The sequence below is a fragment of the Flindersiella endophytica genome (assembly GCF_054779015.1).
On record NZ_BAAGYY010000044.1, the window covers coordinates 38739 to 60623 of the forward strand.

General features: G+C 70.3%; 17 protein-coding genes. 7 read left to right on the forward strand and 10 right to left on the reverse strand.

Features of this window, described 5'->3' with window-relative positions:
- Positions 1–49 precede the first annotated feature (49 nt).
- Positions 50–3295 carry an LppU/SCO3897 family protein gene (locus tag ACYVF6_RS45065; protein ID WP_460532994.1) on the reverse strand — a complete coding sequence of 1082 codons (3246 nt, stop codon included), beginning with the start codon at positions 3293–3295 and terminating at the stop codon, positions 50–52.
- Between the two features lie 161 nt (positions 3296–3456).
- Here ACYVF6_RS45065 and ACYVF6_RS45070 point away from each other — a divergent pair, with 161 nt between their 5' ends.
- A complete protein-coding gene (locus ACYVF6_RS45070; RefSeq protein ID WP_460532997.1) occupies positions 3457–4098 on the forward strand; it encodes a nitroreductase family protein in 642 nt (213 codons plus the stop codon).
- A gap of 170 nt (positions 4099–4268) precedes the next feature.
- Here the strand turns inward: ACYVF6_RS45070 and ACYVF6_RS45075 are convergent, their stop codons facing one another.
- A complete protein-coding gene (locus tag ACYVF6_RS45075; RefSeq protein WP_460533000.1) occupies positions 4269–5276 on the reverse strand; it encodes a Gfo/Idh/MocA family protein in 1008 nt (335 codons plus the stop codon).
- Between the two features lie 65 nt (positions 5277–5341).
- Here ACYVF6_RS45075 and ACYVF6_RS45080 point away from each other — a divergent pair, with 65 nt between their 5' ends.
- Together ACYVF6_RS45080 and ACYVF6_RS45085 are read left to right on the forward strand one after the other, a co-directional pair.
- On the forward strand, positions 5342–6859 hold the full coding sequence (locus ACYVF6_RS45080; RefSeq protein ID WP_460533003.1) for a rhamnulokinase: 1518 nt from the start codon (positions 5342–5344) through the stop codon (positions 6857–6859).
- Between the two features lie 209 nt (positions 6860–7068).
- Positions 7069–8622 (forward strand): S8 family peptidase, encoded by a 1554-nt coding sequence (locus ACYVF6_RS45085; RefSeq protein WP_460533006.1) that lies wholly within the window; start codon positions 7069–7071, stop codon positions 8620–8622.
- Positions 8623–8804: 182 nt separating this feature from the next.
- Here ACYVF6_RS45085 and ilvY read toward each other — a convergent pair whose 3' ends face one another.
- Positions 8805–9758, reverse strand: coding sequence for an HTH-type transcriptional activator IlvY (gene ilvY / locus ACYVF6_RS45090; protein ID WP_460533009.1), 954 nt, complete (start codon positions 9756–9758; stop codon positions 8805–8807).
- A gap of 85 nt (positions 9759–9843) precedes the next feature.
- Here ilvY and ACYVF6_RS45095 point away from each other — a divergent pair, with 85 nt between their 5' ends.
- On the forward strand, positions 9844–11313 hold the full coding sequence (locus ACYVF6_RS45095; RefSeq protein WP_460533012.1) for a ketol-acid reductoisomerase: 1470 nt from the start codon (positions 9844–9846) through the stop codon (positions 11311–11313).
- 38 nt (positions 11314–11351) lie between these two features.
- On the opposite strand, the gene ACYVF6_RS45100 is transcribed toward ACYVF6_RS45095, so the two are convergent.
- The 4 genes from ACYVF6_RS45100 to ACYVF6_RS45115 all read right to left on the reverse strand — a co-directional run bounded on the left by ACYVF6_RS45100 (position 11352) and on the right by ACYVF6_RS45115 (position 15269).
- Positions 11352–12284: a hypothetical protein gene (locus ACYVF6_RS45100; RefSeq protein WP_460533015.1), complete on the reverse strand. Its 933-nt coding sequence runs from the start codon at positions 12282–12284 to the stop codon at positions 11352–11354.
- A 61-nt stretch (positions 12285–12345) separates the two neighbouring features.
- Positions 12346–13053 carry a helix-turn-helix domain-containing protein gene (locus ACYVF6_RS45105; protein ID WP_460533018.1) on the reverse strand — a complete coding sequence of 236 codons (708 nt, stop codon included), beginning with the start codon at positions 13051–13053 and terminating at the stop codon, positions 12346–12348.
- A gap of 44 nt (positions 13054–13097) precedes the next feature.
- A complete protein-coding gene (locus ACYVF6_RS45110; RefSeq protein ID WP_460533021.1) occupies positions 13098–13814 on the reverse strand; it encodes a class I SAM-dependent methyltransferase in 717 nt (238 codons plus the stop codon).
- A gap of 33 nt (positions 13815–13847) precedes the next feature.
- Positions 13848–15269 (reverse strand): hypothetical protein, encoded by a 1422-nt coding sequence (locus ACYVF6_RS45115; protein ID WP_460533024.1) that lies wholly within the window; start codon positions 15267–15269, stop codon positions 13848–13850.
- A gap of 110 nt (positions 15270–15379) precedes the next feature.
- Here ACYVF6_RS45115 and ACYVF6_RS45120 point away from each other — a divergent pair, with 110 nt between their 5' ends.
- From ACYVF6_RS45120 to ACYVF6_RS45130, 3 genes are all read left to right on the forward strand, one after another.
- Complete coding sequence (locus ACYVF6_RS45120; protein WP_460533027.1) at positions 15380–16783, forward strand: MFS transporter; 1404 nt, start codon at positions 15380–15382, stop codon at positions 16781–16783.
- Between the two features lie 10 nt (positions 16784–16793).
- A complete protein-coding gene (locus ACYVF6_RS45125) occupies positions 16794–17183 on the forward strand; it encodes a VOC family protein (protein ID WP_460533030.1) in 390 nt (129 codons plus the stop codon).
- 238 nt (positions 17184–17421) lie between these two features.
- Entirely contained in the window at positions 17422–18591 is a 1170-nt protein-coding gene (locus ACYVF6_RS45130; protein ID WP_460533033.1) for a lytic transglycosylase domain-containing protein, read from the forward strand.
- A gap of 255 nt (positions 18592–18846) precedes the next feature.
- Here ACYVF6_RS45130 and ACYVF6_RS45135 read toward each other — a convergent pair whose 3' ends face one another.
- The 3 genes from ACYVF6_RS45135 to ACYVF6_RS45145 are packed head-to-tail and all read right to left on the reverse strand — an operon-like array spanning position 18847 to position 21862.
- Positions 18847–19800, reverse strand: a complete 954-nt coding sequence (locus tag ACYVF6_RS45135) for a vWA domain-containing protein (protein ID WP_460533036.1) — start codon at positions 19798–19800, stop codon at positions 18847–18849.
- Positions 19797–20786 (reverse strand): DUF58 domain-containing protein, encoded by a 990-nt coding sequence (locus tag ACYVF6_RS45140; RefSeq protein WP_460533039.1) that lies wholly within the window; start codon positions 20784–20786, stop codon positions 19797–19799. The genes ACYVF6_RS45135 and ACYVF6_RS45140 overlap by 4 nt, the downstream gene beginning before the upstream one ends.
- Positions 20783–21862 carry an AAA family ATPase gene (locus ACYVF6_RS45145; RefSeq protein ID WP_460533042.1) on the reverse strand — a complete coding sequence of 360 codons (1080 nt, stop codon included), beginning with the start codon at positions 21860–21862 and terminating at the stop codon, positions 20783–20785. Before ACYVF6_RS45145 ends, ACYVF6_RS45140 begins: the two co-directional genes overlap by 4 nt.
- Between the last annotated feature and the right edge of the window lie 23 nt (positions 21863–21885).

The following is a 21885-nucleotide window of genomic DNA, read 5'->3' on the forward strand; positions in this document are numbered from 1 at the left end:
GGGCTTGTCGGCCCGGGCGGCTCTTCGCGGTTTCGTGTCAGCTGTCAGGTCATGGATACCTTCGCCAGCAGACTGTGTAGTCCAGATGCTTGAAGCCCCGGTCGGGGAACTTGTAACCGACCCAGCCGTCGTTGCCGCAGAAGCTCGGCTGGTACTTGCCGGTGTAGCCGGTCACGATCGCGTTGGCTTTGTCGCAGTCGGAGAAGTGCATCCACCAAGAGTTGCCTTCGTTCTTGACCTTCACGCAGTTGTTCTTCTTCGTGTAGGCCGCGTCGTCCTGGTAGAGGTACTTCGTACAGATGACGACGTTGAGCTCCGGCCGGCTGGCGTTGGTGTAGGAGATGCCCTCGCGGTAGTCGCTGCGGTCCCGGCACTTGTCGTAGCTGGTCGTGCCGTAGTACTTCGCGATCACCTCGAACGCGCCGGGTTCACAGGTGGACATCCGCCACGACGTCGACGTGGACGTGCCATAGACGCACTCGCCGACGATCGCGCTGCCGGCCGGGTCGGTGTACTGGTAGTTCAGGCACAGCACCAGGTCGTTGGAGTCGTCGGACGGGTCGTCGTAGTAGACGGCGTAGTTCGAGTGGTTCTTGTCGCCGCCACAGCGCTTCGTGTCGGTCGTCGCGGCGATGCGCTGGACGACCTTGTAGCTGCCGGGGCTGCAAGCCGAGTCCAACGTCAGGTTCGGCGAGGACTGCGTGCCGGAGTCGGTGAAGCACTGGTCGACCTGGGCTTCGTACCCGTCGTCTGTGAAGAGCGGCGTCGGCGTCGGCGAGGGCGACGGGGAGTCCGAACTGTCGTCGGAGGTGTCGTCGGAGTCGTCGCTCGAACTGGTCGAGCTGGCAACGGGATCCGACTTGCCCTTGAACGCCTTGAAGGCCAGGTAGCCTCCGCCGCCGAGCAGCCCGACCACCAGCACGATCGCCAGGATGACAATCGCGATGGCGCCGCCACCCATGCCCTTCTTCGGCGGCGGGCCGTACTGGTTCGGCATCGGTCCCATCGGCCCACCAGGCGGCCCGTACGGACCACCAGGCCCACCGGGTCCAAAACCTCCGGGGCCGCCGGGTCCAGGTCCGCCCGGACCGAACGAGCCGGGCTGCTGCCCAGGCATCGGCGCCCAGGCCGGTTGGTCGTACGGCCCGGGCCCGCCCGGGGGTGGCCCTTGCGGCTGGAACGGCCCCGGTCCGCCCGGGCCTCCGGGCCCAGGCGGTGGCGGAGCCGACCCAGCCTCCGCCGCGGTTACGTCGACACCCTGCGGTGGCGGAGCGAACGGGTTGGCAGCGGGCGGGGTACCGGTAGCCTCGCCGCCTCCGGAAGCGCCGGCCGCACCCGCACCAGCCGCCGCGGCTAGCCCGGCAGCTCCGGCAGCCGCGTCGCCGAAGTCGGAGTGCTCCCCGGCTCCTGCCGGGTCCGATCCGGGCTTCGCCACATCGCCGGCCTCCGCAGCCAGTGGCGTAGCTGCCGTACCCGATCCGGCGTCGTCCCCCGCGCCCATCGCAGATGTCTCGCCGCCCTCATCCGCACCTGCGGCCGCAGCCCCGAGCTTCACGGTCGACTCGCCGGTATCGCCCGCAAGCGGCGTGGCTCCCGCGGCTTCCGCCCCCAGCTTCGAGGTGGCTTCAGCGTCATCTCCGCCCTCGCCCGCAGACGACCCGGCTGCCCCGGCATCTGCTGCCGGCGATGCGCCGGGCTCGATGTCGTCGTGGTCGAGTTTTGTAGCGGCTTCAGCCTCGCTGGCCGACACGGGCGCGCCGGTGTCGCCGTCGGCTCCTGCTGCTGGCGTGGCGGCAGGCTCGGTGTCGTGGTCGAGCTTCGCAGTGGCTTCCGCCTCGCCGCCGGCGGACGGCGTGGTTGCGCTGGTGTCGCTGGTTGCGAACTGCTTGGCCGCCTCGGCGTCGTCGCCCGCGCCGGCTGCCGGCGTGCTGCCCGGCTCGGAGTCGTCATGGTCGAGCTTCGCGGTGGCTTCGGCCTCGCTGGCGCCTGCTGCTGCTGCCGTGGCGGCCGGCTCGGAGTCGTCGTGGTCGAGCTTCGCGGTGGCTTCAGCCTGGCCGCCGGCGGATGGCGTGGTGTCGCTGGTTGCGAACTGCTTGGTCGCCTCGGCGTCGCCGTCCGGGCCAGCTCCTTGCGAGGCGGGCGCTCCGGCGGCTCCCGCCAGCTGCGTGGTCGCCTCATCCGATCCGCCCTGCCCGCCGAAAGCTCCGGGCTGCTGGTCGCCGTAGCCGCCAGGTGCTGGGGACTGCTGCTGGCCGCCGCTGTACCACTGGCCGGGCTGTTGCTCGCCGTAGCCGGGCTGCGGTGGCGGCGGCGGAGCCTGGTTGCCGTAGCCACCCTGCGCCGGTGGCTGCTGCGGGCTACCGCTTTGCCATTGCTGGCCGGCGCTGTGCCATGGGTCCGGCGGCTGCCCGCCGGGGCCACCCTGCATCGGTGGCTGCTGTTGGCCGCCGCTGTACCACTGGCCGGGCTGCTGTTCGCCGTAGCCGGGCTGCGGTGGCGGCGGCGGAGCTTGGTTGCCGTAGCCGCCACCCGGAGCCGGGGGTTGCTGTTGGCCGCCGCTGTGCCATTGGCCGGGCTGCTGTTCGCCGTAGCCCGGCGGCGGGGGAGCCTGCTCGCCGTAGCCACCCTGCGCCGGAGGTTGCTGTTGGCCGCCGCTGTGCCATTGGCCCGGCTGCTGTTCGCCGTAGCCCGGCGGCGGGGGAGCCTGCTCGCCGTAGCCACCCTGCGCCGGAGGTTGCTGTTGGCCGCCGCTGTACCACTGGCCCGGCTGCTGCTCGCCGTAGCCACCCTGCGCCGGTGGCTGCTGCTGACCGCCGCTGTGCCATTGCTGGCCGGCGCTGTGCCATTGACCCGGCTGCTGCTCGCCATACCCAGCGGGCGGAGGCGGCGCGGCCTGCCCTCCGTAGCCGCCACCCGGACCGGGCGGCGGCTGCGGCGGTGGTTGGTCGCCGTAGACGCCGGGCCACTGCGATTCCTGCGGCGGCTGACCCCCATAGCCAGGCGGCGGAGCCGGCTGCGTGGGATCCCCGGCAGCAGAGCCGGCGCCACCGCTGCTCCAGTCCGGGAGCGTGGACTGGTCACCCGCGTCGGCCCACCAGGGAGGGGTACTGGCGCCGAAGCCGGAAGGGCCGGCCGACGAGGACTCGCCGCCGCCTGACCAGGCTGGGAAACCGGACTCGTCGCCACCCGCGGACGCCCATGGCGGCGAACCGCCTGCCGGCTGGCCGGGTTGGCCGTCGTCCGGCCCGCCCTTATCCGGCGACTCAGGTGGTTCGGACTGCGATCCCGGACTCATGGCATCCCCTGCTGCTGACTCCGACGGGTAATGCTCCCGCTCACTCCCGTCTGTCCTGATAGGTCCCTGAATTCTGTCAGACGACTCCGTCCCCGCCTGCACCGAGACGCGCGCGTCGGCCGGGCGAACGCGGCGGGTAAAGCGGCATAGGCTCGAGAGCTATGACGCAAACGCCGCCGTTCGATACCGCTGTCACCGACCATCTGCTGTCCACCACGCGTGCCGTACGAAAGCGGCTCGACCTGGAACGCCCGGTCGAACGCGAGGTGCTGCTCGACTGCCTCCGGCTCGCCATCCAGGCACCCACCGGCAGCAACAGCCAGGGCTGGCGCTGGGTCGTCGTCACCGATGCCGACAAGCGGACAAAGCTCGCCGAGCTCTACCGTTCCGGCGGCGAGAAATACCTCCGGGCCCGAGGCGACGCACCGGTCAGCGGCCAGCAGGCCCGCGTTCAGGACTCCGCGAAATACCTCGTCGACATCATCGACCGCGTGCCTGTGCTAGTGATTCCTTGCCTGCAAGGCCGGATCTCCAAGCTCGAGCACGCCGCCGGGTTCTTCGGCTCGATCCACCCGGCCATCTGGAGCTTCCAGCTCGCACTCCGCTCCCGCGGCCTCGGATCGGTCTGGACGACGTTCCACCTCGCCCACGAGCAGGAGGCAGCCGAGCTCCTCGGCATCCCCGACAACTTCACCCAGGCGGCAATGCTCCCCGTCGCCTACACGCTCGGCACCGACTTCAAGCCGGCCGTACGCAAGCCGATCGAGGAGCTCACCTACTGGAACACCTGGGACAACGCCTAGACGATCTATTCCAAGGGGTCGCCTGACGCGCGACGCCTGGCATCCACGCTGGCTGCGTTGTCGTCGATCGCCGGAGGCCCCTCCTGGCTCCTCCTCCGCCTTGCCAGCGCGGCGCCATGCGCCGCGCGCTTGACCGGCGACCCCTTGGAACAGATCGTCTAGCCGACGCCTCAGCTCGGCACGTTCACCGGCTCCGGCTTGCCCGTCTCCGTCGAACGTGCCGCGGCCTCGGCCAGCGCGAGGCTGCCCAGGTTGCGCCGGCCAGACGTCTCGGGCTCGTCGCCGGTACGAATGGCGCGCACGAGCTCCATCAGCGTGCCCTGCCGCCCGACGTGCTGCATCTCCGGCAGCGACACCTGCTTGGGCTGGCCGGAAAGCTCGCGAATCTCGACCTGGTCGTTCTCGGTGACGCCCGCGCCACCGTCCCGGCCGGTCCAGTAGATCTCGCCGCGCTCGCACTCCATGAACCACCGGCCCGACCACGGCGTCGGCGCGCCGGAGCTCGCCCAGCTGCCGCGGTAGCTCACGATCGTCCCGCCGGAGAACGTGATGGTCAGTGCCGCCGAGCCCGGGCTGTTGAACCGGCTGTACGGCGGATCGGTCGCCTTCGCGTACACCTCGACCGGCTCCTGGTCGAGCACCATCCGCATCAGGTCGAAGTGGTGGATCGCCATGTCGTACAGCAGCGGGTGCTTCAGGTTGTAGTGCCGGTGCTTCGCGCCGGCCGGCGCCTTGTTGGCCCACTTGCGGAAATCGAGGTTGACGACACCCAGCTGCCCGAGCTTCTGCTCCTTGACGAGCCCGGCCGCGGTCCGGGCGGCCGGATAGAAGCGGTAGTTCTGGCTCACCGCCAGCTTCAGCCCGCGTTCGTCGGCGAGCTCGACCGCCTCCCGCGCCTCCGCCACGGTGTGGCCGAACGGCTTCTCCACCAGGACGTGCTTGCCCGCGCGCAACGCCTCCAGCACCACCGGAACGTGGAAGTCGAGCGGCACGGTCACCAGGACGGCGTCCGACTCGACTGCGTCGAGCGCGTCGGCGAGCCGGGCGTAGGGCTGGTCGATCGGGTCGACCTTGGCTACACAGTCGATGTCGGGCAGGGTCGGGATCACCGAGCGCGCCCAGTCACCTCCCCAGCCACCAAGCCCCACGTGAATCAACCGGATCGCTTGTCCCGCCATCGTGTGTCCTTTCTCGGCCGCGTTCCGCCTTGTGTTCGACGGGTTCCCATACGAGCCTGGACCCTGTGAGCGCACAAGGCGAGCGGATAACCGGAGCCGGTCAGGGCTGTGCCTATCCGGCCCCCGCGGCCTGCGGCCGTACAGGCCCACCCCGCTCCTTCGGACGGGTGGTCGCGGCGGTCGATCTCGGCGCGGAGAGCGGCCGCGTCCTGGCCTACGGTTTCGACGGCGAACGTCTGACCCTGCTTGCCAGCAGGCGATTCCCGAACGGTGCGCGCACTGCGGAAGGCTTCCTGCGCTGGGATTTCGAGGCGCTCTGGACCGCGGTACGCGACGGGCTGGCCGAAATCGGCGCTCAGCTCGGCCGGATCGACAGCGTGGGCGTCGACAGCTGGGGCGTCGACTACGGCCTGCTCGATGCCAACGGCGACTTGCGCGAGGATCCGGTCGCCTACCGCGACGCACGGACGTCCGGCCTGCTCGAGGCGGCAGGGGAGGCCGTCGGACTGGAACGGATCTATGACGAGACCGGCATCCAGCTGATGGAGTTCAACACGATCTTCCAGCTGTACGCCGACGCGCGCGCGAACCGGTTCGCCGGCACAGAGAAGCTGCTGCTGATCCCCGACCTCTTCCACTATCGCCTCTCCGGCGTGGCGGTGTCCGAGACCACGATCGCCAGCACGACCGGCTGCTACGACGTTCGGCGCAAGGCCTGGACGACGGATCTGCTCGCCGACCTCGGCGTCCCGGCCGAGATCCTGCCGGAGGTCGCCGAGCCCGGCGCCGACCTCGGCCCGTTGACCGCGGCCTTGCGCGGCGGCGCTCTCGACGGTCCGGCGTTCGCGGGTACGCGGGTCGTGCTGCCTGGCAGCCACGACACGGCCAGCGCCGTCGCCGGCGTACCGTTCGCCGATCCGCACGCGGCCTACATCTCGTCCGGCACCTGGTCGCTGGTCGGCCTCGAGACGCCTTCGCCCGTTGTCACCGAGGCCACCCGGCTCGCCAACCTCACCAACGAAGGCGGCGTCGCCGGTACGAATCGCCTGCTGCGCAACGTGATGGGCCTGTGGCTGCTGCAGGAGTGCCGGCGGCAGTGGCAGCGCGAGGGCACCGACCTCAGCTACACCGAGCTGGTCGCGCTGGCCGAGAGCGCGCTCACGACCACGGTGATCAACCCCGACGAGCCGGCTTTCCTCGCTCCGGGCGACATGGTCGACCGGATCAGGGAGCAGGCCCGGCGTACCGGCCAGGCCGAGCCCGTCACGGTCGGCGATGTCGCCAAGTGCGTGCTGGTCAGCCTCGCCGATCGGTACCGGCAGACGATCGACGACCTCGCCGTCGCCAGCGGCCGCGACATTCCCGCGATCCACATCGTCGGCGGCGGTGCCAACAACCACCTGCTCGACCAGCTGACGGCGAAGGCGACGGGCCGGCCGGTGTACGCCGGGCCGACGGAGGCGACCGCGCTGGGCAACGCGGTCGTCCAGCTGATCGCGCTCGGCGAGCTGGCCGACCTCGCGGAGGCCCGGAAGATGTTGCGTACGACCGAGAAGCCGCAGGCCTTCCACCCGTCGCAGTGACTGCCACAAAACCGGTCCAAAAACACTGTGAGCCACTCGAAAACGCCCAGATGAACAGGGTGTTACACCAAATGGCGCGTAGTGGCCATTTGATGTCATACCTCTCGACAGCGCGGCGTGATTTGCCGTACACATCTTGCATCCCGCATTCGTAATAGGGGTTCCTCGACCCCCTAAGCCGGGTGCAAACCACGCAGAGGAGGGGCGAGGTGACCAGAAAATCCACCTGGAGGCGGCCACTCGCGTTCGCGGCCGCTGCCGTCACCGCCATCGGTGGCGTCGCGGCGCTCTCCGGATCCGCGGGGGCCGCGGTCCGGGCACCAGAGCAGGCACCGCTTCTAGGCGCCGGCAAAACCACAGCCGTCAAGGGCGAGTACATCGTCGTACTGAAGGAGGGCGTCTCGGCCAGCCGTACGAACCAGGCGAAGCAAAGCGCCAAAGCCGACGGCGGCAAAGTCAAGTTCACGTATTCCCATGCCCTGAACGGGTACGCGGCCGACCTGTCGTCGGACGCGCTGGCTTCGGTTCGGGCCAACCCGGACGTCGACTACGTCCAGGCGGTGCAGAAGGTCGGTATCGACGAGACGCAGACGCCTGTCACGTGGGGCATCGACCGGCTCGACCAGCGGGCGTTGCCGCTCAGCGACAGCTACACCTACACCTCGACGGGTGAAGGCGTCACGGCCTACATCATCGACACCGGCATCCGTACGTCGCACCAGGACTTCGGTGGTCGCGCCACCAGCGGTTTCGACGCGATCGACGGCGGTACGGCTGACGACGGTCACGGCCACGGCACGCACGTCGCCGGTACGGTCGGCAGCAACACCTACGGTGTCGCCAAGGGCGTCAGCCTGGTGGCCGTGCGGGTGCTCGACGACCAGGGCTCTGGTACGGACGCTCAGGTCATCGCCGGCATCGACTGGGTGACCGAGAACCACCAGGCCGGCGCGCCGGCGGTGGCGAACATGAGCCTTGGTGGCGGCGTCTCCGCGTCGCTGGACGCCGCGGTCGAGGCCTCGATCGCCGACGGCGTGACGTACGCGCTGGCAGCCGGTAACGACTACGGCGGCGACGCGTGCGACGGCTCTCCGGGCCGGGTGGCGCCGGCGATCACCGTTGGTTCGACGGACTCGAGCGACAACCGTTCGTCGTTCTCCAACATCGGTTCCTGCGTCGACATCTTCGCTCCCGGCTCCGACATCGAGTCGCTCGGCAACTCCAGCGACACGGCGACGGCGACCATGAGCGGCACGTCCATGGCGACGCCGCACGTGACCGGCGCGGCCGCGCTCTACCTGGACGCCAACCCGTCGGCGACGCCGGCGCAGGTGGCCAGTGGGCTGACCGATGCCGCGACGCCGGACGCGGTCGGCGACCCGGGCTCGGGTTCGCCGAACAAGCTGCTGTTCACTGAAGAGGGCGAGGGCACGGGTGAGCAGCCGCCGTCGGCCTGCTCGGACCTCGCGACGGTGAACCCCGGCACGCTGGCTAGCGGTGCGTCGCAGTACTTGTCGAGCGCGGACGGCTTCACGGCCGGCGCGGGCGCGTTCAGTGGCTGCCTCGACGGCCCGGACGGTGCCGACTTCGACCTGTACCTGCAGAAGAAGGGCAGCCTGGGCACGTGGACGACGGTCGCACGTGGCATCACCGACGCGGCTGACGAGGAAGTGACCTACACCGGTACGGCCGGTACGTATCGCTGGCGCGTGCATGCCTACAGCGGCAGCGGCGCCTACACGTTGGGCTACGAGGCGCCGTAACTCCCCACCGGCGCGGTCGTAGCTCCGTTCCTGCGAATGACCACGTTAACCACGCTTTCAGCTGGTTAACGTGGTCATTCGCTTTACGCGGCGGAGCAGCAACATCAGCACTTCGCCACGCCAGTAGGTGCTTCGCCACGGGCCGGGGCGTGGTTAACCAGCCAATTGCGTGGTTAACGTGGTCATTCGCGATGAGGGGGAGGGGCGGCGAGCGTGGACCAGAGCGCGGAGACGAGCGGGCGGCGCAGGTCGGGGCGGCGGACGCAGAGTCCGATCCGGAACTCCGTGAGCGCGGGGTCGGCCGGCAGCACGACGAGGCGGTCGCGGACGACGCTGCCTTCGTAGACGAGCTTCGGCACCACGCCGACCCCACATCCCAACGCCACAAGGGTGAGCAGCGCCTCGTGCCCGTCGGTCTCGGAGTCGACCCTGGGCGTGATCCGGCGCTTGCGGAACCAGCGGTCGGCGTACTCGCGAGCCAGGCCGCGGCGTGGCAGGACGTACGGCACGTCGGCCCAGAAGGAGTGGGGTGGGCCCGTGGCGCCGAAGGCGCCGGGGGCTGGATGAGCACAGTCCTTTTGGGCGACGCGGGCCAGCTCCTTGTGAGTCCGGGAAGCGACGAACACCACAGGCGTACGGGTGATCTCGCGGCTCAGCAGCTGCTCGGGCAGCCGGCCCGGCAGGGCGGCGACCGCGAGATCCACACCGCCCTCGTCGAGGCGGGCGATCGCGGCCGGCGCGTCGCCGGTCTGGATGTCGAACCGTACCTGCGGATGCCTGGCTCGAAACGGCGCGAGCAGGTCGGGCAGCAGTGACTGGCAGGCGGTCACGGTGGCGAAGATGCCGACCCGGCCGGTGAGCTCGCCGGCGTCGGATCCGCTTTCCTGGCCGGCGTTCCGGTAGGTCGCCCAGAGCCCCAACGTGTGGTTGGCGTAGTCGCGGAACCGTCTCCCGGGCTCGGTCAGGGCGACGCCGCGCGGCCCGCGGTCGAGCAACCTCTGGCCGGCTTGGCGTTCCAGCCGCTGCACCGTACGGGTGAGCGTCGCCGGGGAGACGTGGCACTCGGAGCTGGTGCGGCCGAAGTTGAGCGTGTCGGCGAGGTGCAGGAACAGCTGGAGCTCCTGGTGATGGTCCATGGTCGCGCTTCTTTCACTTTCTGGAACGCTGCGCTTCGAACCTTGCGCTTGTCGAAATGCTAGCTCAGGGCCTAGAACAAGGAGCATGACGTTCACATCCAAGATCTTCGAGGTCGACACCATCGAGCTCGCCGGCACGACCGAGAGCATCGTGCGCGGCGGCAGGAACCTGTTCCCCCTTCTGCCCAAGGCCTTGGCCGGCGTACGGCAGATCAGCGTGATCGGTTGGGGGTCGCAGGCGCGGGCTCAGGCGCTCAACCTGCGAGACTCACTGGCGGGCACGGGCATCCGGGTGGCGATCGGGCTGCGGCCGGGGTCGGCGTCGTTCCCGAAGGCCGAGACCGAGGGATTCTCGCGTACCGACGGAACACTCGGCGACTGGCTTGAGGTCACGGCTGCCGGTGACCTGGTGCTGCTGCTCATCTCGGACGCGGCGCTGGCCGAGAACTACGCCTCGATCTTCGCCGCCCTACGGCCGGGTGCGACGCTCGGCCTCTCGCACGGCTTCCTGGCCGGGCACCTGTCGGCGCTCGGCGAGTCGTTCCGGGCCGACATCAACGTCGTCGCCGTCTGCCCGAAGGGCATGGGCGACTCGGTGCGGCGGCTCTACCTGCAGGGCGCCGACGTCAACGGCGCGGGCATCAACTCCAGCTTCGCGGTCGTGCAGGACCTGGACGGCGGCTCGGCGGACCGGGCGCTGGCCTGGTCAGTGGGCATCGGCTCCCCGTACACCTTCGAGACGACGCTGGTCAGCGAGTACCGCTCGGACCTGGTGGGCGAGCGCGCGATCCTGATCGGCGCCGTCCACGGGATCGTGGAGAGCCTCTACCAGCGCTACCGCCTGGCCGGCGACTCGCCGGAGGTCGCGTTCGAGCGTTCCGCGGAGGCCGTGACCGGCGCGATCTCGCCGGCGATCTCGAAGGCGGGACTGCTCGCTGTGCGGGAGAACCTGCCTGCCGGACCCGCGGTGGCGGAGTTCGACCGGGCCTACGCGGCGACCTACGGCACGACCAAGGACCTGATCGAGGAGATCTACGACGAGGTCGAGTCGGGCAACGAGATCCGCAGCGTCGTGCTCGCCGGCCGCCGGCTGGCCAGGACGCCGATGACCTCGGTCAGCGGATCGCCGATGTGGGCTGCGGGCGCGACGGTCCGGGCCGGCCGGACCGAGGGCACTCCGGCGGCCACGGATCCCTTCACCGCAGGCGTCTTCCTCGCCGTCATGGTCGCGACGATCGACGTACTGGCGGAGCGCGGCCACCCGTGGTCGGAGATCGTGAACGAGTCCGTCGTGGAGGCGGTCGACTCGCTGCTGCCGTACATGCACGCGCGCGACATCGCTTACATGGTGGACAACTGCTCGGTCACCGCCAGGCTTGGCACCCGCAAGTGGGGCCCGCGCTTCCAGGCCCTGCTCGACCAGGTGGTGTATCCCGAGGCCGACGCCGGAACGGCGGACTCCGTTGCGGTGAAGGAGTTCGTGGCACACCCGGTGCACGAGGTGTTCACCAAGCTGGCGGCCTACCGCCCACCGGTCGACGTCTTCGTGGGCTGAGCCCTCGGCGGAGAGCGCCAGACCCCCAGGCGACTACGTCAGGGCTGGATCCGGCCATAGGCCTTCAGGACCTGGAGGGCGCGGAGCGTTTCGATGCCGCGCCACTCCAGGACCGCACCCGTGCTGGGCGGCTCCCAGGTGATGTCCCAGCCGCCGTCCTCGAGCTGGCCGGCCTCCAGCGCCTCCAGGTGCGCCAGCAACGCGACATCGCTGAAGAAGTGCCGCCGCGGACTGTCCGGCGCCGGCGCGAAGTGCAGTGGCGTCAGCCCATAGCCCTGCCCCGGCAGCGCCTGGAAGAACGCGAGCTGGTTCAACCGCCCGCCAACCCCTTCGTAGACCTTCTGCGCCCACACCTCGTCGGGCTCCGTCTCACAGAACCGCAGCACCTCGAGCGCGGTGTGCGCATCGGAGACGGCCCCCGGCGCGTCGATCTCCAATCTGCAGAACGCGGCCGCTGCCTCGATCCACGGATGCCGCAACCCGAACGCGCGCGCCCGCGCCACGATCCCGGCCGTCGGATTCAGGGCCGGTGGGAACTCCCCGTCTCCCCAGTGCGCCGCCCGCGGATGCGCCGCCACACTCGGAAGCACGATCGGCAGCCCGCCGTCGTCGGCCGCGATGCGTACGAGGAACGGCAGGCTCGCCGCCGCCGTGTCGGCCGCGATCTGCCAGACCATGTCGTGCTCGCCGGCGTAGTCGAGGATGTCGTCGAGGACGGTGTAGCCGAAGTCGACGGCGAGCGGCTGGCTCTCCGGCGCGCGTACGTCGGGTTCCAGCGACTGCCCGAACGCACCGTCGGCGTTGCGATAGGCCGCCAGCGCCGACAAGGCGGCGAGCGCGGGTGTCGGATCGGCTGACCCGTTGGCGTCGGGACCCTGGGCGGTGTCGAGGTAGACCTCGGCAAGCCGGACCTCGAGGATGCGAGCGTTGGCCCGCAGGAAGGTCCGAGCCGCGGGCACGTCGATCGTCATGCGGCAAAGGCTAACGGGAACAAACGGGCGCTTCTTGTATGGATCGGCCACCCCTCCACTCTCACCGCAGCAGCTGGGACGGGGTGGAGCCGGTGAGCTCCTTGAGATCGCGCGACAGGTGGGCCTGGTCGGTGTAGCCGGCCGCGAACGCCAGCTCCGCCAGCGCGACGGCCGGCTTGACCAGCGCCAGCCGCCGCGCCCGCTGCAACCGCGCCACGCGCAGGAACGTCGCCGGCCCGTAGCCGACCGAAGCCGTGAACGCGCGACGGAACTGCCGCTCCGACACCGGCAGGTCGCCGACCACCGCGCTCACCCGTGGGCCGCCCACCAGCAGCCGCCGCACCGCTTCGTCGACGAGCGAGTCGGGGGAATAGCGGGTGCGCGCCAGCCGTTCGGCCACCACCGCTGCCAGCTGCTCCGGCCCGGCCAGTAATCGCTCGGTGAGCCGCACGCCCTCGGCGCCCCACAGATCGGCCAGGTCGACCCGCTGGTCGAGGAGCTCGGACGCCGGCAGGCCGAGCACTCGATGCGCGCGCCCCGGCCGGAAGCGAATGCCGTAGGTCGGTGTCGACATCGGCTTGGCCAGCACCGCACGCGTGTCGGGCCCGGCCACGAAGACCCGATCGGGCTCGCGCGAGACGATCAGGTCGAGACAGCCGTCGGGCAGGATCGGCGTCACGCCGCTGAACGCCGACCACCACACGCACTGCACGTCGGCGCCCAGCCGCACCGGCGGTGCGAACTCGGCGTAGGTGCGTTCCTGTCCCATGTCGAGGACGCTACCCCCGACCACCGACACATCACTTGTCACGCTCACGAAGAAAGCGACAACTCCGCCAGGTACCCCTGGTCGTCGCCGTCGACCGTCGTGAGCCGCCATGGCGAGCCCTCCACCACCGAGCGCAGCTCGTCCGGCGTGCAGAGCAGCAGCGAGACCCACGGGTCGGCGAGGTTTCCGAAGCGGGTACGGATCCGCAGCGTGCCGGGCAGCCGCCCGGCCGCCTCGTTCCGCGCGTAGTACGCCTGCTGGACCGGATCGTCGGACCGGGAGAACCCCAGCCCTCCGAGGATCCGCGCGCCGGGCGCGGCGACGGAAGCGAGCGCGGCCAGCGCCGCGGGCGGGTCGCCGCCGATCAGCCCGAGGTTGGCGCCCAGCAGCAGGAACGTGTCGTACCGCTCGCCGACCTGTGCCAGCTCACCCAGGCCGGCCAGGCCCACCTGCCGTACGTCGTGCACGCCCCGCGCCCGGCTGACCTCGCACGCGCCGGCCGAGACGTCCACGCCCGTCACCGTGCTGCCCTGCTCCTGGAGGTACAGCGCATGCCGGCCGGCACCGCACCCGACGTCGAGCACGCGTCCCGACACCCGGGCACAGGCCGCCACCTCGAGCTCGCCCCACTCCGACGGCCCGGTGAAGTACATCGCCGGATCGTGCGGGGTCAGGAGGTCGTCGTCTCGTTCCATGGCGGCGAATACCGGTCGCCCGGTGCTCGCCGCCTTGAGCATCTCGCCGAAAGCGTCACCGATCACCCGGCAACGCTAAAGGCAACCCCGAGAGACAGCTCAGCCCGCCGCCTGCCAGATCACGGCGGTCGGTGCCGCCGCGGTGAGCTGGAGGTTCCCGGACCACGAGACGAACGACTCGCCCGGCAGGTAGTCCGTGCCGAGCAGGAACCCCCGCTGCAGGGCTCGCACGGTCACCGACGCACCCGTGTCGGTGCCGACGACCACGCGCCTGGCCGAGATCGACTCGATGTCGGCCGCGGTCGTGCCTGCCGGCAGCTCCACGGTCGTGGCCGCCGGTACGTCCCGCTGGATCGACCAGGTCGGGTCGACGTGGTTGGACCAGTAGACCGTGTCGCCGGACTTCAGCCGCACGCCCAGCGCCACCCCGATCCAGTTGGCCCCGGTGTTGGCGTCGCTCGTCTGCTTCTCGACAACCGTGTAGAGGTAGTTGCGCTGGTCGCTCACCTCGGGCGTCGCCGCCGACTGGTCCGACGGCGCCTCGACCTTGCCCTCGCGGATCAGCTCCTTGGCCATCACGAGGTAGCTCCAGGGGTTCTGGTCCATGACGTACTCCCGCGCCTTGCCGGCGGGCAGCGTGCCGAGCACGGACGGGAAGAACCGCATCTGGTTGTCGACGACGTCGCACATGTTGTTGTTGGACGTGCACGTCTGCAGCGTCGCGTGGTCGCCCTCGTAGCGGCCCTTGAACTGCAGCGTCTCGTGGTTGGGCGCCTGGTAGACGTCGCTGCCCGTGACCCGCCTGCCCTGCGCGTCGACCGTGACGGCGTAGATCCACTCGATGTCGGTCGTCCGGCCCCACCGCGCCATCAGCGCGGGTGTGTTGGTGCCGCCGTCCTCGTTGCTCCACACGACGGAGTACGTGAACCGGCGCTCGCCCGGCACCGAGGTGGTGCCGGCCTCGTGCCAGGCCAGCAGCGGCGTGTCGGTGCGCGCGTTCTGGTTGGCGTCACCGAGGTCCGGCAGGTTGCGACCGTAGACGATCGGCGCGTACTTCAGCGCGAGGTACTCCGGGTCGCCAGGGGAGTACGTCCGTACGCCGAAGTCCGACACCACGACGCGCCGCGCGGAGGCCGCGGACCGCTCGCCGGCGAACCGCAGCTTCACCACATGCGTGCCGCGGGCGAGCCGGCCGAGTCCGAACTGCTGCTTCAGCGGCTGATCGCCGGTCACCACGACGTCTGTGGCGTACCGGTCGTCGACGAACACCGACACGACGGCGGACTCCTGGCCGGCGACCGCCCAGTCCGTGCCGGGTGCCGCCACCTCCAGGTCGAGCAGCGCCTCACCGGACGCTCGGGTGTGGACGGGCACGATCACGTCGCGTCCGTCGCGCTTGACAACCAGGTCACCTCTGGCCTGCGCGGCCGCGGCGCCCGCGGCGCCTGCCGGACCAGCGAGGCCGGCGAGACTCGCGAGCGCGGTGGCGACGCCGGTCAAGGCAATGATTCTGAGCTTCATGCCCGTGGTTCTACACCCGGGTAGTGAATGGTCGTAGGACCAAAGATGGACAAGAAGCCCAGCCCGCGTCCGATTCGGGACGTTGCACCGGGCGGCTAACGTGCTGGGATGTGACCACCGTGAACGCTGTAGACAGCACTGAGGACAACACTGACACCAAGCCTGCCCAGGGCGGCATCTTCGGTCCCACGTTCCGACCGTTGACGATCGGCATCGTCACGCTCGTCCTGCTGGTGGCGTTCGAAGGGATGGCCGTCACCACGGCGATGCCCGCCGCGGTCCGTGAGCTCGACGGGCTGGCGTTCTACGCCTGGGGCTTCTCCGGCTTCATGGTCTCCAGCATGTTCGCGACGGTGGTCTCCGGGCAGCTGGCCGACCGGCTCGGCCCGACCGTTCCGCTGGTTGGCGGCATCTCCCTGTTCACGGTCGGACTGGTGGTCGCGGGCAGCGCGCCGTTCATGTGGCTGTTCGTCCTCGGCCGGGTGATCCAGGGCCTCGGCGGCGGCGCGATCGTGGTCTCGCTGTACGTCGTCGCCGGGCGCGCGTACCCCGCGGCGCTGCTGCCCCGGCTGTTCTCGGTCTTCTCCGCCTGCTGGGTGCTGCCGTCGATCATCGGGCCGCTGATCGCGGGCGCGCTGACCGAGCACGCGACCTGGCGGCTGGTGTTCCTCGGCCTGGTGCCGTTCGCGGTCGTGCCGATCGTGCTGGTCGCGCCGAAGCTGCGCTCGCTGCCGGCTGTCGAGCCGCCCGCGCGGCGCGCCGGCCGCAAGCGGCTGGCGCTGGCCGCGGCGATCGGCATCGGGCTGCTGCAGTACGCCGGCCAGGAGCTGCGCTGGTGGAGCCTCGCCGTCCTGGCGGTCGGTCTGGTGCTGCTCGTGCCCAGCCTGCCCAGGCTGCTGCCGCCCGGCACGCTGCGGTTCCGGCGCGGACTGCCTGCGGTGATCGGTATCCGCGGGCTGGCGGCCGGTGCGTTCTTCGGCGCGAACTCCTTCATCCCGCTGATGCTGACCAGCCACCGGCACCTGTCGACGACGCTGGCCGGTGTGGTGCTGACGATCGGCGCCCTGGGATGGAGCACCGGCTCGTGGTGGCAGGGCAGGCCGACGATGCGCCGGCCGCGCTATCAGCTGGTGCAGATCGGGACCGCGTTCATCGCGTCCGGCCTGGTGGTGACCACGCTGACCGTGCTGACGGCGGTGCCGGTCTGGCTCGCTCCGGTGGGCGGCGTCCTGTCCGGACTGGGGATGGGGCTCACCACCTCCAGCCTGTCGGTGCTCCTCCTGGAGCAGTCGCCGGTGGCCGAGCAGGGTGCGAACTCCGCATCCGGGCAGATGTCGGACGCGATGGGACAGGTCATCCTGATCGGCCTGGGCGGCGTGCTGTTCGCCGTGCTCAACGCCACGCTGCCGGCGACGCTGGTGTTCGGGCTGATCGACCTGGTGATGGTGGCCATCGCGGCCCTGGGCGTCACGCTGGCGCGTCGCGCCAAGCCGAATGTCGGTGTGCCCGCATAGGCTTTTCGGCATGAACAAGACGCGGCTGCCGGGCCGGCCGGACACGGAGCTGGTGATCGTGCTGGACTGCCGCGACATCGACCGGACCGCCGCGTTCTGGTCGGCCGCGCTCGGCTACGTCCGCACCGACACGGTGGGTCCCTACTGCTCGCTGCATCCGTCGGACGGCAACGGCATCGAGCTGCTGCTGCAGCGCGTGCCGGAGTCCAAGCCGGCGGTGAAGAACCGGCTCCACCTCGACCTGCGCGTACCCGACCTGGAGGACGAGGTCGACCGGCTGGCGGCGCTTGGAGCCGATGTGCTCACCAGTGAGCCGATCGTCGAACACGGCTGGGGCTGGCACGTCCTGGCCGATCCGGAGGGAAACGAGTTCTGCGTGTTGCAGCCGCCGGCGCAGTAGTTTCCGTGGGAGTCGGCAATAGCGAACAAATAGCGTCGAATCGTTGTCCGGTGCCGGACAGGTTCCCCGTTGGTTGCCCGAAAGGTCACTGCGAGGTCGCGAAGATCGTGACAAGGTAGATCGGGTGGGGGTGATGCCCGTGCGACATCGGATAGCCGCACGCCTTGCAATGCTCGCCTCGGTCGCCACGGTGGCGGTGGTAGGGGCGTCGAGCCCGGTACCTCCGTACCTCCGGCCGGTGGACGAACCGCCCAGCAAGCTCACCGCCGAGTCCGACAACGGTGTTCGCCCGTTCGTCGATCCGGACGGCCTGTCGTTCAACCCACCGGGATGGGACGACAAGACCACGCCGGCGCAGGACGACTCCGACGGCACCAAGACCAAGAACGCCGGCGACCGCGCCAATGTCGCAGGCAGCCTGGGCATACCAGGTGTCGTGCTCAAGGCGTACCAGAACGCCGCCGGCAAGCTCGCCACCTCGGATCCCGGCTGTCACGTCACGTGGCAGATGCTGGCGGGGATCGGGAAGATCGAGTCCAACCACGCGCGCAGCTCGGTGACGAAGAACGGCGACACGACCTCGCCGATCCTCGGGCCGCGGCTCGACGGCGCGCGCTGGTCCGCGATCTCCGACTCCGACGGTGGCCGCCTGGACGGCGACTCGGTGTGGGACCGCGCGGTGGGCCCGATGCAGTTCATTCCCACGTCGTGGGCCCGCTTCGCCGTCGACGGCAACGGTGACGGTGTGGCCAGCCCGCACAACGTCTTCGACGCGGCGTACGCGACGGCGACCTACCTCTGCGTCGGCAACCGCGACCTCTCCAACCGGGCCGACCTGACCGCGGCGATCTACACCTACAACCACTCCGACTCCTACGTCGCGCTGGTGCTGTCGTGGATCGACGCCTACACCCAGGGCACCGTGGTCGCGACCGGCAACCGCTCCAACAACAACGACAAGACGATCGTCGCGAGCGACCCGATCCCGCCGCCGGGCGACAACGCACCGAACGAGCCGGCCCCGAAGCCGAACCCGCCGCCCAAGGTGCCGGACCCAACGCCTACGGCGACCCGCACATCGGATCCGCCCGACCCGCCGAAGTCCGACCCGCCGCCGACGACCAAGCCGACGGACGAGCCCACGAGCCAGCCGACGGACGAGCCGACGACTCCGAACACGCCGGACCAGACGCCGACCCCGACGCCGACGGCGACCTGCACGCCGACTCCGACCCCGACACCAACGCCGACGCCGACCGACCAGATATCGCCGAGCCCGTCGCCGTCCTCGCCGGTGCCGACGCCGGCGGACACCCAGTCCCCGAGCCCGACACCTTCGCCGGTGGAGGAACCGGAGCCGACCACCACCCCCACGCCGACTCCCTCACCGACCTGCACGCCGAACTGACGTAGGGGAGCGCGCACCAAGGCTGCCGCCGAAGGCCGGCCGACCAGCGATGGACGGCCGGCCTTCGGCTGCGTGCCGTGCTCATTGCGGGTCGTCGGTGTCCCAGGGACAGCGGAACTGCTCCGGCTCCAGCTCCCACTCGCGGCCAGCGTGACCGGGGCCGCGCGCCGACACCTCGGTCACCAGGCGCCGGCCGAGGCGCAGTGCGCTCAGCTTGTCGGCCGGCCGGCGCGAGCCGTCACCCGGCCGGCATGGTCAGGGCAATCGGCCGAGGAAGAGGAGGGACGCGGCCGCCGCTGCCAGGGCGGACAACAGGGCGAAGCCGATCCAGCGCGCTGTGACCTCGCGTTCCTCGGTCGTGTAGCCAATCGAGGAGCCGATGTCCTCGTACGCGGACGACAGTTCGGTCCCGGACTCCGCGGCGAACATCTTGCCGTCGGTCTGGTCGGCGATCTGCTGCATGGTGTTGAGGTCGACGGGAACGTCGGTGACCTGGCCGTCGATCTCGACCGTGCCGTACTGCGTGCCGAAGCCGATCGTGTAGATCGGGACGTTGGCCCGTTGCGCCGCCGCGATGCCCGACTCGACGCTGCGCCCGGTGTTGCGGAAGCCGTCGGACATCAGCACGATACGGGCCGGCGGCGGGTCGTTCGGGTGCTCGGGGTCGGCGGGCACCTGCTTCAGCGCCTCCAAGGACGTGAAGATCGCCTCGCCCGTCGCTGTGGACTCGGCCAGGTCGGCTCCGTCGATCGCCCGGATGACGGACTGGTGGTCGGTGGTCGGCGGCACGAGGATCTGGGCCGTACCGGCGAACGTCACGAATGCGACGTTGTACTTCTCCGGCAGGCCCTCCACGAACTTCTTCGCCGCCGCCTGGGCCGCCTTGATCCGTGTGGGCGACACGTCGTCGGACATCATCGAGAGCGAGACGTCCATCGTGAGGACGATCGTCGCGCGCTCGCGGGGCACCCGCACCTCCGACTGCGGCTGCGCGAACGCCGTGACGATCAGCCCGACCGTGATCATCGTGAGGATCGCCGCGACGTGCCGGCGCCACCCCGGACGCTTCGGCGCCACCTTGTCGAGCAGTGTCAGGTTGGTGAACCGCATGGCGTAGCGCTTGCGCCGCCACTGCAGCAGCGCGTACGCCGCGACCAGCACCGGCACGAGCAGGAGCAGCCACAGCCGGCCGGGTTCGACGAAGCTCATGCGCCCGCCCCTCTCGCCTGCGGAGAGTGCAGCTTGACCGCGACCCGCCGGTGCTCGAGTACGAAGCGGGCGGTGTCGGCCACCCAGTCGCGCGACGTCGACAGCTCCAGGTGTGCCGCGCCGGTGCGGCGAAGCGCCGCCCGGACGCGCTCGCGGTGTTCACGCGCTCCCGTGGCATAGCGGGAACGGACCTTGGGATCGGCGGTGTTCACCTCACGGACTGTGCCGGACTCGGGATCGGTCAGCATCACGACCCCGACGTTCGGCAGCTCCCACTCGCGTGGGTCCGTGATCTCGACGGCCAGCAGCTGGTGCCGGCCGGACAACCGTTTCATCGCTCGCTCCCACGGCAGTTGACCGTTCTCATCGAACTCGCCCGCGCCGTCCAGGAAGTCGGAGACCACGACCCGCAGGCCACGGCGCTGCTTGGCGCGGGAGAGCTGTTCGAGGGCGCCGGAGAAATCGTCCGTGCCCGGTGACGAGCTCCGCGGCTCGCCCAGCAGCGACCGCAGCAGACCGTACAGCGCGAGCCGCCCGGACCGCGCGGGCCACCGGCGGGTCTGGCCGTTGCGTACGACGAAGCCGCCGAACCGGTCGCCGAGCCGCTGGGTCAGGAACCCGACCGTGCCGACCGCGGCGACGGCGAGCTCGCGCTTCTCCAGCGCCGCCGTTCCGAAGTCCATCGACGCGGTCAGGTCGACCAGCGCCCACGTCTCCAGCTCGCGGTCGGCGATCACGTCGCGGACGTGCGTGACGGTGGTACGCGCGGTGACCGACCAGTCGATCCGGCGTACGTCGTCTTCACCCGGCCGGTAGACCCGCGCCTCCGCGAGCTCGGTGCCCGGCCCCGGCAGCAGTCCGAGGTGCTCACCGCGCAGGAAGCCCTCGAGCCGCCGGACGATCATCAGCTCCAGCCGGCGCAGCGCCTGTTCGGGCGCCAGCTGGCCGAGGCTGAGCGACCCGGTGGGCTGGCTGGCAGGCCTCAACGGAACTCCGGGCGGCCTTGACCCGGGCCGATGTCGTTACGCCAGACCGGGCGCGGTGGTGGCACTGCCGACAGCACGCGATCGACCACCTGGCCGGCGTCCACTCCGTCGGCCATCGCGTCGAACGTCAGCACCAGGCGGTGCGGCATCACGTCACGGGCGACGTCGCGTACGTCCTCGGGCAGGGCGTAGTCGCGGCCGCGCATCAGCGCGAGCGCCCGGGCCGAGGCGACCAGGCCGAGCGTCGCGCGCGGGCTGGTGCCGACCTCGATCACTCCGGCGAGATCGGGTACGTGGTATTCGACCGGCCGCCGGGTGGCCAGCACGAGCCGCACGACATAGTCGGCGACCAGCCGGTGGACGAACACGCGGTCGACCGCGTGCTGCAGCCCGATGATGCGCTCGGGATCGAGCACCTGTCGAGCGCTCGGCGGGTCGACACTCATCCGTTCCAGGATGCGGTATTCCTCTTCGGCGTCGGGCAGGTGCACGTCGACCTTCATCAGGAACCGGTCGCGCTGCGCCTCCGGCAGGGGGTAGACGCCCTCGTTCTCGATGGGGTTCTGCGTGGCGATCACGATGAACGGCTTCGGCAGCGGGAAGGTCTGGCCTCCGATCGAGACCTGCTGCTCCGCCATCAGCTCGAGCATCGCGCTCTGCACCTTGGCCGGCGCGCGGTTGACCTCGTCGGCGAGGACGAAGTTGACGAACACGGGCCCGAGCTCGACGTCGAACGCCTCCTTGCTCGGGCGGTAGATCCGGGTGCCCACGATGTCGGACGGCACCAGGTCGGGTGTGAACTGCAGCCGCGCGAACTGGCCTCCGACGACGTCGGCGAACGTGCGGACGGCCAGCGTCTTGGCGACGCCCGGCACGCCTTCGAGCAGGCAGTGCCCGCGGGCCAGCAGGGCGACCATCAGCCGCTCGACCATGTGCTCCTGGCCGACGATGACCCGCTTGACCTCCTCGACCGCCTCCAGGATCAGCTTCGCGTCGGCGGCTGGCTGGGGGTGCGGTGCGGAGGAGTTCTGCGTGTCTGAAACGCCGGGGTTGTACCCCGGACCGGAGCTGGTCATAGGCTGTCCACTTGCTGGCGAGT

What these genes read in the sequence shown, in the direction of transcription:
- ACYVF6_RS45065 (WP_460532994.1), bottom strand. Translation starts at nt 3,295, where the DNA reads ATGAGTCCGGGATCGCAGTCCGAACCACCTGAGTCGCCGGATAAGGGC.
- ACYVF6_RS45070 (WP_460532997.1), top strand. Translation starts at nt 3,457, where the DNA reads ATGACGCAAACGCCGCCGTTCGATACCGCTGTCACCGACCATCTGCTG.
- ACYVF6_RS45105 (WP_460533018.1), bottom strand. Translation starts at nt 13,053, where the DNA reads ATGGGACAGGAACGCACCTACGCCGAGTTCGCACCGCCGGTGCGGCTG.
- ACYVF6_RS45125 (WP_460533030.1), top strand. Translation starts at nt 16,794, where the DNA reads ATGAACAAGACGCGGCTGCCGGGCCGGCCGGACACGGAGCTGGTGATC.
- ACYVF6_RS45135 (WP_460533036.1), bottom strand. Translation starts at nt 19,800, where the DNA reads ATGAGCTTCGTCGAACCCGGCCGGCTGTGGCTGCTCCTGCTCGTGCCG.
- ACYVF6_RS45115 (WP_460533024.1), bottom strand. Translation starts at nt 15,269, where the DNA reads ATGAAGCTCAGAATCATTGCCTTGACCGGCGTCGCCACCGCGCTCGCG.
- ilvY (WP_460533009.1), bottom strand. Translation starts at nt 9,758, where the DNA reads ATGGACCATCACCAGGAGCTCCAGCTGTTCCTGCACCTCGCCGACACG.
- ACYVF6_RS45145 (WP_460533042.1), bottom strand. Translation starts at nt 21,862, where the DNA reads ATGACCAGCTCCGGTCCGGGGTACAACCCCGGCGTTTCAGACACGCAG.
- ACYVF6_RS45095 (WP_460533012.1), top strand. Translation starts at nt 9,844, where the DNA reads ATGACGTTCACATCCAAGATCTTCGAGGTCGACACCATCGAGCTCGCC.
- ACYVF6_RS45075 (WP_460533000.1), bottom strand. Translation starts at nt 5,276, where the DNA reads ATGGCGGGACAAGCGATCCGGTTGATTCACGTGGGGCTTGGTGGCTGG.
- ACYVF6_RS45100 (WP_460533015.1), bottom strand. Translation starts at nt 12,284, where the DNA reads ATGACGATCGACGTGCCCGCGGCTCGGACCTTCCTGCGGGCCAACGCT.